Annotated in this window: 11 protein-coding genes; 7 read left to right on the top strand and 4 right to left on the bottom strand. The window is 41.4% G+C overall.

The genetic code is table 11. The features are described from left to right. Positions 1–169: 169 nt before the first annotated feature. The 5 genes from GX348_03250 to GX348_03230 all read left to right on the top strand — a co-directional run bounded on the left by GX348_03250 (position 170) and on the right by GX348_03230 (position 5345). Positions 170–505 (top strand): cupin domain-containing protein, encoded by a 336-nt coding sequence (locus tag GX348_03250; GenBank protein ID NLP41205.1) that lies wholly within the window; start codon positions 170–172, stop codon positions 503–505. Between the two features lie 553 nt (positions 506–1058). Continuing rightward, complete coding sequence (locus GX348_03245; GenBank protein ID NLP41204.1) at positions 1059–1352, top strand: hypothetical protein; 294 nt, start codon at positions 1059–1061, stop codon at positions 1350–1352. Positions 1353–1397: 45 nt separating this feature from the next. Beyond that, positions 1398–2393, top strand: coding sequence for a ketol-acid reductoisomerase (gene ilvC / locus GX348_03240; protein NLP41203.1), 996 nt, complete (start codon positions 1398–1400; stop codon positions 2391–2393). Between the two features lie 21 nt (positions 2394–2414). Continuing rightward, the gene (gene ilvB / locus GX348_03235; protein ID NLP41202.1) at positions 2415–4076 is read left to right on the top strand and encodes a biosynthetic-type acetolactate synthase large subunit; all 1662 of its coding nucleotides are present in this window, start codon (positions 2415–2417) and stop codon (positions 4074–4076) included. A 24-nt stretch (positions 4077–4100) separates the two neighbouring features. Next, complete coding sequence (locus GX348_03230) at positions 4101–5345, top strand: ATP-binding protein (protein ID NLP41201.1); 1245 nt, start codon at positions 4101–4103, stop codon at positions 5343–5345. Positions 5346–5432: 87 nt separating this feature from the next. Here GX348_03230 and GX348_03225 read toward each other — a convergent pair whose 3' ends face one another. From GX348_03225 to GX348_03210, 4 genes are all read right to left on the bottom strand, one after another. Then, positions 5433–5612 carry a hypothetical protein gene (locus tag GX348_03225; GenBank protein ID NLP41200.1) on the bottom strand — a complete coding sequence of 60 codons (180 nt, stop codon included), beginning with the start codon at positions 5610–5612 and terminating at the stop codon, positions 5433–5435. A 59-nt stretch (positions 5613–5671) separates the two neighbouring features. After that, complete coding sequence (locus GX348_03220) at positions 5672–6364, bottom strand: phosphatase PAP2 family protein (protein ID NLP41199.1); 693 nt, start codon at positions 6362–6364, stop codon at positions 5672–5674. Next, positions 6364–7305 (bottom strand): GDP-L-fucose synthase, encoded by a 942-nt coding sequence (locus GX348_03215; GenBank protein NLP41198.1) that lies wholly within the window; start codon positions 7303–7305, stop codon positions 6364–6366. The genes GX348_03220 and GX348_03215 overlap by 1 nt, the downstream gene beginning before the upstream one ends. Before the next feature lie 342 nt (positions 7306–7647). Beyond that, entirely contained in the window at positions 7648–8868 is a 1221-nt protein-coding gene (locus tag GX348_03210; protein NLP41197.1) for a hypothetical protein, read from the bottom strand. A gap of 287 nt (positions 8869–9155) precedes the next feature. Between GX348_03210 and GX348_03205 the strand changes: the two genes are divergently transcribed. Continuing rightward, the gene (locus tag GX348_03205; GenBank protein NLP41196.1) at positions 9156–9311 is read left to right on the top strand and encodes a hypothetical protein; all 156 of its coding nucleotides are present in this window, start codon (positions 9156–9158) and stop codon (positions 9309–9311) included. 112 nt (positions 9312–9423) lie between these two features. Continuing rightward, positions 9424–10937: hypothetical protein (locus tag GX348_03200; protein ID NLP41195.1), on the top strand; the 1514-nt coding region annotated here is incomplete at its 3' end.

The following is a 10937-nucleotide window of genomic DNA, read 5'->3' as shown; positions in this document are numbered from 1 at the left end:
TCTGATAGTTTGTTATATGCATGTAAAACAGCTATTGCTACATACGGGACAAAGAGTGCGCAAGTATACTTGAGAATGATTCTATCTCCAAGTTGTGATGGCAATCACATTATTTGGATATATTAGATGATATAATCTAATCAAGATAAGTTAACTGGAGGGATTGAATATGGAACAAAAATTTATTAAAAACATTGAGTTTAGCAAAGCTTTAGAGATGGCTGATTTGATCGATTATCAGCCTGGTAAAGTAATCAGTCTTACTTTGGTTCAAAACGAGCGGGTAAGCATAACATTATTTGCGTTTAGTCAGGGCGAAGGAATCAGCACCCACTCAGCACCTGGCGATGCCTTAGTTTACATTATCGACGGCGGAGCCGAGATTACCGTTGGTGACCAAATGATAAATACAGCTACAGGCCAAGTCGTAGTTATGCCGGCCAATATTCCCCACGGCTTGGAAGCCAGACAAAACTTTAAAATGCTGCTTGTTGTAGTTAAATAAGTTAACACGAAATAAATTCAGGAATTAAGCCGCTTCGAATCCTTGACAGTAAGTTAGGATTCCGGAAGCGGCTTAATTGTCAAAAAAAATATTTAGAACCTTGTACTTTTTTAACGTTTGCTATTGACATTTCAATTGTTGTTTTGTAACATTGTATACAATATCTAATGCAACAGAGCACATGTACTAAGAGAAAGTACATTTAAATGAATATCGTACTCACAAAAGTAATGACTGGGAACGGGATTATCTGCAAAACCCGCTGCAGAGAGCCGGTGGTTGGTGCGAACCGGCGCGGCGCGGATTATCTGAATCACCCACGAACTCTTTGCTGAATACATGAGGTAGTACTTAGACGGATTACCGTTTATGTGTTGCCAATGTCATAAGTTAAAGCGTTCGCCCTGCGTTAGAGGGCAGCCGGTGTTGGCCGGTGAATCAAGAGTACAATGCAGGGTGGTACCGCGGAACTTTCCGCCCCTGTCGCGCTAATTAGCTGCGCGACAGGGGCGGTTTTATATTTTTAAAAAAAATGAGTGAAAGGAGAATTCAAATGAGCCAATCTTTTACTATTATTTTAAAAGACCAGCCCGATACCCTTGTCCGCCTTACTGGCTTGCTTTACCGCCGTGGTTACCTAATCGAGAACCTTGTTGTCCAGCCAGCAGCTGAAGCTAGCAATGTACTGGTTAATATCAGCATCCGAAATTGCAAAACCGCTAATCAGCTTTTAAGACAGCTTGATAAACTCTTTAACGTAGTTACCGCTGAGGTTACCCCGCCTGCAGTTCAGTCAACTATGGGGTTTCAAGCATCTCTTGAACATGGTTACACTTCACCTATCTAGGCCTGTAATATTAGTTAAAACACTGCAATTATGAGGAGGATTTATATGAAAAAACTTTATTATGATCACGATGCTAACTGGGAACTTATACAAGACAAACATGTCGCAGTAATTGGCTACGGCAGCCAAGGGCACGCCCATGCTCTTAACTTAAAAGACAGTGGCGTTAATGTAACAGTTGGTCTATACGAAGGAAGCAAATCTTGGGAAAAAGCTATAAATGACGGTCTCAAAGTTGCAACAGTAAGTGAGGCTGTAAAAACTGCTGATATCGTTATGATGCTGCTACCTGACGAAAAACAAGCTGAAGTTTATCGCACGCAAGTAAAACCTAATTTAAAAAAGAATGCAGCCCTTGCTTTTGCCCATGGCTTTAATATTCACTATAACCAAATTCAACCGCCAAATGACGTCGATGTTTTTATGGTTGCGCCAAAAGGGCCTGGCCATCTCGTAAGACGCACCTTTACTGAAGGCAAAGGCGTTCCCTGTCTTTTGGCAGTACATCAAGACAGCACAGGGTTGGCTGACGATTTAGCTCTTGCCTATGCGCGAGGAATTGGCGGCACTAGAGCCGGTGTTTTAAGAACGACATTTGCTGAAGAAACGGAGACTGACCTATTCGGCGAGCAAGCAGTGCTATGCGGCGGCGTTACCGAACTTATCTGCGCCGGTTATGAAACCCTTGTTGAAGCGGGTTACCAGCCCGAATCAGCGTACTTTGAATGTTTGCATGAGATGAAATTAATTGTCGATCTTTTCTACGAGGGCGGTTTGGCGGCCATGCGTCATTCCATCAGTGATACCGCCGAATTTGGTGATTATATGACCGGCAGTCGTATTGTGACTGATGCCACTCGGGCAGAAATGAAAAAGATATTGGCCGAAATTCAAAATGGCGAATATGCGCGGAAATGGATATTGGAAAACCAGGCCAACCGCCCGGTATTTAATGCGATGCGGCGGAGCAAAGCGGCCCACCCTATCGAGGCTGTTGGTAAGGAATTAAGAGCTATGATGCCATGGCTTAAAAGCAACTAATTAGGAGGTAATTTCATGAGAATGTCGGGCAGCACTATTATCGTCAAATGTTTGCTAGAGCAAGGAGTAGATACTGTCTTCGGCTATCCGGGCGGCGCTATCATGCCCTTATATGACGCATTGTATGATGCGCCAATTCGGCATATCCTTACAGTACACGAACAAGGTGCCGCCCACGCTGCCGATGGATATGCAAGGTCTTCGGGTAAGGTAGGTGTTTGTATTTCAACGTCGGGACCAGGGGCGACTAACTTAGTAACCGGACTGGCGACTGCTTTCATGGACTCTTCGCCTGTTGTTGCTATCACCGGCCAAGTCTCGACGCATCTCCTCGGTCGCGATTCCTTTCAAGAGGTTGACATTACAGGAATTACCATGCCGGTTACTAAACATAACTTTTTGGTTAAGAACATCGAAGAATTAGCCGAAACTATTCATCTAGCCTTCGCAATTGCCGCCAGCGGGCGGCCCGGTCCCGTCTTGATCGACGTACCGCGCGATATATTACTTGGTGAAACAGAGGTAACCTCGCTTAAGCGACCTGCTGTTCAGCTTAACGCCGACTACCACCCCGAGCATGATGATGCCTTAAAAACCGCTGCCGCTGCACTGACAAAAGCCCGGAGGCCAATTATGGTAATTGGCGGTGGTGTTATTGCCGGAAATGCCTGTAAAGAATTGCTGGATTTTATCCAAAGTCAAAATATACCTGTCGCCAGTACCCTGATGGGCCTAGGAGCAATAGATCATAATAACCGAAATTTTCTTGGTCTTACCGGCATGCACGGTCAACGGGCTGCAAATTACGCTATTCACAATGCTGACCTTGTAGTGGCTGTCGGAACACGTTTTAGTGATCGGGTTACGGGTGATACCAATAGTTATGTATCGGGTAAAACGGTTATCCAATTCGATATTGACGCATCCGAAATTGATAAGAATATTACTGCCAATATCATGCTGATTAGCGAACTTCGTAACTCACTGGAAAGACTGGCCAAGACTTTAGATACGCGGCCGGCACAAGATCTTAACGAGTGGTGGACTAAGATTCGCGCCTGGCAGCAGCAATATAGCTTTAAATACGAACAAAGCAGCCTCAACGTACCTTGGATTGCTCGTCATATGTCAAGCGTAAGAACTCCCGTTATTTGGGTTACCGATGTCGGGCAGCATCAGATGTGGGCAGCTCAGCATCTGCATATTACCGGCCACCGGTCATGGCTTACTTCAGGAGGTCTTGGTACAATGGGCTTCGGCGTACCGGCTGCTATGGGCGCACAAGCGGCAAATCCTGATAAGCGAGTAGTTTTAATAGCAGGTGACGGCGGCTTTAAAATGACGGGTATGGAACTTTATACAATTGCTCATCAGCAACTCCCAGTAATTACCGTAATCGTAAATAACAGTTCTCTAGGTATGGTCCGTCAATGGCAGCATTTATTCTTTAACCGACGTTACTCCAGCACCATCCTACCGCAAAACTTCGATTTTGTAGGTTTCGCTGCATCGTGCGGTATTGAAGCCAAGAATGTAACAACTGCCGATGAATTTGTATCAGCCTTTGACTGGGCTATGAGCTTGAATTCACCAGCCGTTATTATTGTTAATATCGATCCTGAATTGCGGGTAGATCCGATGGTGGCTCCCGGTGCTCCTATAGATCAGTTTATTGAATCTTAACCCCAAATTTCTTGGAGGTCCGCTATGTCAAACCTGACTGAACTTAATAAATTAATCATTTTTCGGAATATCTTAAACGATACCATCCTTAATAGGCTGCTAGACTCAGCTGTAAATGATGCTCCGTCTATAAGTTACCAAATAACCCACGAACTGCTTACCAAGGCCGAGCAGCTACAACTGCAGGGCAATGCATTAAAAAGCTATCTTATGTATTTAATTTTAAACGACGAAAATATTTTCAGCACTACCGTAGAAACAACTGGCGGCGCAATAGGCGAGAGTCTATTCAAAGCCGTTGTCCATGATATTTCTATTCTGCAGGACGTTCTAAAAAGTGATTTAAGGTGCTTAACCAATGAGTTTCTCGAAGATTTCCATCCCACTCACTGCACCATCACGTCTAAAATTGAAGAAATGACAAACTATTTCCTAGACAATACCGGCAGCTGCCCGGCCGAAAAAATATTCAAGAAACTGGTTGACTACTACACAAGGTTTGGTCATGGAGAAATGGCCCAATACGCCGCCTTTCGTTGGAGTGAAGACGGGGTCTTAGTGGGTGTCAAACACTATGATCAGATTAGGCTTGAGGATATCATCGGCTATGACCGACAGAAGGAAACTCTCATTCGCAATACTGAGGCTTTCCTTGCTAACAAACCGGCAAATAATGTATTGCTTGTCGGGGCTAGGGGAACAGGGAAATCTTCATCTGTCAAAGCATTGGTCAACCGCTACTTTACCGACGGCTTAAGACTGGTCGAAATAGCTAAGCATCAAATAAAATACTTGCATGAACTAATGAGTTCTTTACGTAATCGGGGCAAAAAGTTCATCCTATTTCTTGATGACCTGTCATTTGAAGATTATGAAGTTGAATATAAGTATCTAAAATCAGTTTTAGACGGCGGGGTTGAGTCTAAGCCTGCAAATGTCATCATTATTGCAACATCAAACCGCAGACATCTAGTTCGGGAATTGTGGAATGATCGCAGCGAGAATAACAGTGATATTCATCGCAACGATACCATTAACGAGAAAATATCTTTATCCGACCGCTTCGGAATAACATTAACTTACTTACAGCCAAATCAGGAGGAGTATCTTACCATAGTTGAAGAGATGGCTAAAAAGCATAATATCGCCCTCTGTCCTGCCCAGCTCCGCTCCGAAGCTATTAAGTGGGAGCTCTCTCATTCCGGACGTTCCGGCCGAACGGCTCAGCAATTTATTTCATATATTTTAGGCAATGTTAAAACAGGCTGATTTTTAGAAAACCCCGGCTGCGCCGAGCTTTAGTGAAAGTAATATGACCAACCCTCTTCAAAGCGGGTTGGTCAATATTTTTTATTATTATTCGTATTCTATACCCGTTTGCAAGTCGTCGGCGGCGATGGTATCACAGCCAACTTCATATTTCATCTCAGTCGTACTATTGCGCGGTCCTTCATCAATTAAAAATTTATTACCAACATGGTCTTGTCCTGAGATATTTTTGCCATTCCAGTAATGATATACTTTTTCATTTGCCAAGTACTATTACCTCCTTTCAATACGTTCGGTAATAGTATTTCCAGCCGGAAATTAATAAATCATGGCAAATTAATGTTGCTGAATTTAACAACGCGGTGCTCCAACCATAATAAAAGCGCTATACAAAAAGCCAGCCAAGTCGTACCAACCGCAAATCCGGCCAAAACATCTGTCGGGTAATGCACCCCGACATAAATCCTACTAATCCCCACTACTGTTACTACTATGCTGGTTATAATAAAAACAATAACCTTTGACCGCCAAGATGCTAAACTGCGGATAGTCAAAAAGGCCAGCAAACCATAACAACAAACCGATACCATTGCATGCCCACTAGGAAAGCTATAGCCACCAATATCAATCAGGGGCAGCGTGTCCGGCCTGCTTCGCTGAAATAACTGCTTGAGCACCTCATTTAAAAACGCGCCGCCGGCCACACATAGAACCAGCGTTACTGCTTCATACTTACGTTTTCGCCTGAGCAGAATAATCAGCATGACAAAGGCCAATAGGGCATAAAATGAGGCTGAACCTAGATTGGTAACATTAACCATGAAAAAATCCATATATGAACTGGTAAAGCTGCGCACCAGCAATATTATAGACTGATCAAACTCAGCCATTGCCTGCTCAATTAACGTATTCCACGCTATTTTGCAAAACAACCCCAGCATAATTATACCTACCATTAAAGCCAGAACTATATGTAACCTTGAATTGCGTTTTACGCCAGGACAAATACCAGTATTCATTATTCCTCCTGGAAGCTGTATTGTTCTTTGAACCAATCATACGTAACTTGTATTCCCTTACGCAGCTCGGTACCCGCCCGCCAGCCCAATTTATTAATCTTTGATACATCCAATAGCTTAATCGGCGTACCATCAGGTTTACTCGCATCGAATTCTATCTTCCCTTTAAATCCGGTTATTTCAGCCATAAGCTCTGCAAGTTGATGAATGGTTATGTCAGAGCCAGTTCCAATATTAATTATTTCAGCGTCATCATAGTTGTCCATAAGATAACAACATGCTTCTGCTAAGTCATCGACAAATAAGAATTCCCGCCGGGGAGAACCTGTTCCCCATACTGTAACAATCTTACTTCCGGATACAGCAGCCTCATGGAATTTACGCATAAGCGCAGGCAATACATGAGATGTTTCTAGGTCAAAATTATCATTAATTCCATAAAGATTAGTTGGCATTACGGCAATAAAGTTACTACCATATTGCCTTCGATAAGCCTGGCAAAGCTTAATGCCGGCGATCTTGGCAATCGCATACCACTCATTAGTTAGTTCCAGTTTGCCACTTAAAAGATATTCCTCTTTCAACGGCTGGGGCGCGAATTTCGGATAGATGCAGGAGCTCCCCAAAAAAAGCAGTTTCTTTGCATTATACCTATGAGCAGCATGGATTACATTACTTTCTACCATTATATTATCATATATAAACTCAGCTGGATATTTGCTATTGGCCGCAATACCGCCTACTTTTGCGGCGGCAAGAAAAATATATTCCGGCCGATGTCTTGCAAAAAAGGCATCGACATCTGACTGATGTCGTAAATCCAACTCCCTGCTCGTCCGAGCAAGGATATTTTTATAGCCTTGGCTATTCAAATAACGGATAATTGCCGACCCAACCAAGCCGCGGTGTCCTGCGACATAGATCAAAGAGTTTTTCTCCACATCCAGCCACCCTCATTTCTATCTATTATCAATTATAAATTCCTATGCTTCACGTATTAAAAAATATGCTTTTATCCTTAGTTTTTAAAATATATAAGTAAAAAACCTACGATCTAATATTAATAGTCGTAGGTTTTTTACTGAACTGCAGCGGCAGCCCATTTTATAAAGTCATGTTTGTACCTTGCCCACAGCCTAGCGATAAGCTCAAAAAACAAAGTAACAAGGGGTCTGCAAAAATAACCGATGCACACGCCGATAATGAAACCAATCATTATTTCCCTCTTCTTTCACTTGTTTTTCTTAGCTAAAGCCTTAGCTTGATATATATTATGTAACACCTTATGTAGATGTGTCTGGATACATCCAGTTTTTATATTCGATAAGATTCTTAATAATGCAGATTCTTTCATCCTGTCCTAATTCAGGATTCATGATGGATATGTAGGCAAACACTTCTTCCGGAGTCAATGCTATAGGGGCCGGAATATCAGCATTCTTTGAGGCATCATGCTCACTAGACTGCTCAATAAGCAACCCAGTCCAGGCATTGTTTTTAGTAAAACTTAATCTTGTATATAAGGAGTCTAATTTAGCATTCGCAGTCGGTGTGTTGGCAATATTAATCAGACCATAGTCGTTATCACTTATCCGCTTGTAAGCTATTACCATTTCCTCCAAATTCTGCAGAGCCTGACTCGCTAAGCGATACCATGGCAAATCGGGGTCTCGTGTAAATAGAATTTCATTTAAACTTAGCCGGCTTTGTGGCTTAGTGTTACCATATACTGCCGCAAGTTCGTTGAAGTTTTGCTTTATTGCTTCAAGCTTATTGTAATCGAGCGCGAAAGCAACCAAGTCTAAGTTTAATTTTTCCGTAAGACCTTTAATCAAATCGCTCACACTATTCGATGGCTTATTCTGTAAGTGGTCAATTATTTGCGCATAGGGCATTCCGCAAATTGGCCCGTCGCAAATATAAGTAAGAATATTTTTAACCCCATGCTCCGCCCGCTTGGCAAATTCATAAACAACTTCAATAAAGTTGAAATAACAGATATCAGCTACCAGCAAATCAATTTTTCGGCCAGTTTGAACGCTCGCGCTGTCTAATGCATCCGCCATTTCCGGAAAACCCATAATGTAGGGAAGCTCTTGACTATAATCCGGCATTGAGCCAACAAACTGGTAACCATGACCGCCTAAAATTACCATATAGTGCTCCGCCGGAAAACCGTCTATTCCTGCTTTAATGAATTCGAATAAGCAATGGGGATTAGCCATATTTCTGGAGCCAAAATCATTCAGTAAAACTGATTTGCCGCCTGTTAGCAAATAACGGCGAACACCTGTCCATTCATTACAATCTCGAGATAGAACAAGCCCTGGCCTAAACATTTTCACCAGTGTTGTATCCACTCGGCCAATTTCATAAATAACATTTATGTTAGTATGACAGCTTGCTTCTGCCGCAAGCATTGCTTGCCACGTTTCAGGCTCTAAGTCATTATTGCCATTAGCATAGATGAGCACAGTCCATTCCTTTGTGTCTTCTTTCATCATAACATCACCTCATAACCCGCTATGACAGTATATGAAGTGGGAAATTTAATGTTACGCGTGCTCACCATACAATAGCATGCTACATATCATAATATTAGCTAGAAGTTTTATGTCTCTCACGTCTGTAAAGTTAGGTCGATTAAATTATTAAATGAAACGGAGGGTTTTACCGGTGAGTGATAAAGACCGCGCGGCACACTTTGTTAAAAAACTTTCTATCAGCCCTGAAGACGCATTGGATCGCGCTGATAAATGCTGCAAAGATCATTGCAAGGACGACTGTAAAGATGATTGCTTCGATCACTGTTTCAAACATGATTGCTTTAAGGACTGCTGCAAAGATGATTGTTTCAAGGATGATTGCTTCAAGCATGACTGTAAACACGACTGCAAGCATGATGATTGTTGCCCAACAAGAGGTATTGGTTTCGCCGACATTTTAATGTCACTAAAAAACATCAAGGAGAGATAATGCTGTTTAGGTAACCACTTAACATATTCCCCATATACTGTAATAAGAAATAAGAGTGAATGCTCTGAGAAGGAGGGACTACATTGGGCCGTGATGATACCTTCAGAGGGTGCTGCTGCGATCCAAATGAAACGGCTGCTATTATTGCCTGTATATGCGACCTTAAACGTAAGATAGAATGCGTCGTTGATTGTATGGACGGCTGCAACAGCCACACTAAGGAAAAAATTGTTTTTTGTATCATATTGGAAGAATTGCGGAAAATCTTAGAACAACTGGAAAACCCTAAATTCGGGTTAAATGAAATCAAGCAAGAGATTATTGAGATCAATAACATTGTATCCAATTCAGCCCTAATCTTGCGGGAAATTAGAACTGATGTAAATGATATTGAAAACCTGCTGACTAACGAAGCTTTTGGCCTTTGCGAAATTAAGAGCGAAATAATTGAAATCAACGACCTCTTAACAAATGGCACGTTTGGCATTAAGGAAATCAAGAATGAAGTACGGATTATCGAAAACACGACAAGTATAATTAACGATACCTTATCAAATGGAATGTTTGGTCTAAAAGAGATAAAAAACGAGATTATTGAAATCAACACTACCGTCGATATAATCAATTCTACGGTAAACAACGGGCTTTTTGGTCTTAGAGAAATTAAGAATGAAATTATCGACATCAATGATATTCTCACCAATGAATTTTTTGGCCTTAATGAAATTAAAAATGAAGTTCGAGAAATAAACGATCTAATCAACAATGGTGCTTTCGGCTTAGGTGAAATTAAAAATGAAATCCGGGTCATCGAGAACAATACAAACCTGCTAACAAACAATGTTTTCGGGCTAAACGAGATTAAGAATGAAGTCCGGGGCATTGAAAACACTGTGTCTGTTATTAACAACACTATCAATAACAAATCCTTTGGCCTGAATGAAATCAAAAATGAGATTCGCGGCATTGAGAATACTACAACTATAATTAATAACACGATTAATAATAACTTCTTCGGCCTTAACGAAATTAAAAATGAAGTAAGTGTCATCGAGAATGTCGTTACCAACCGCTGTTTTGGTCTTAAAGCAATTAAAAAAGAAGCTATCTGTATTGAAAGAATTCTTAGAAACCCATGTTTCGGCCTTAAGGAAATCAAAAATGAAGTTCGAAACATTGAAAATCAGACAGAGCTGATAACCAACAATATATTTGGCCTCAATGAGATTAAGAACGAAATCCGTAACATCGAAAATCATACTGTGCTGATTACCAACAACGTATTTGGTCTGAATGAGATCAAGAACGAAGTCAGGGATATTGAAAACACGGTACGAATTATAAATGAGAGTGTTAATAATCCTACTTTCGGTCTTAATGAGATTAAAAACGAAATCCGCAACATTGAAAACCATACTGTACTGATTACTAATAACGTATTTGGTCTTAACGAAATCAAAAATGAGGTCAGAGATATTGAAAATACTGTACGCATAATCAATGAGAGCGTTAATAACGGTGCTTTCGGCCTCAATGAGATCAAAAATGAAATCCGCAACATTGAAAATCACACTGTGCTGATTACTAATAACATATT

This window comes from Veillonellaceae bacterium, from assembly GCA_012523975.1.
Classification (GTDB): domain Bacteria; phylum Bacillota; class Negativicutes; order JAAYSF01; family JAAYSF01; genus JAAYSF01.
The sequence above is the reverse complement of the archived record's forward strand: the minus strand, read 5'-3'. Positions and strand labels throughout refer to the sequence as shown.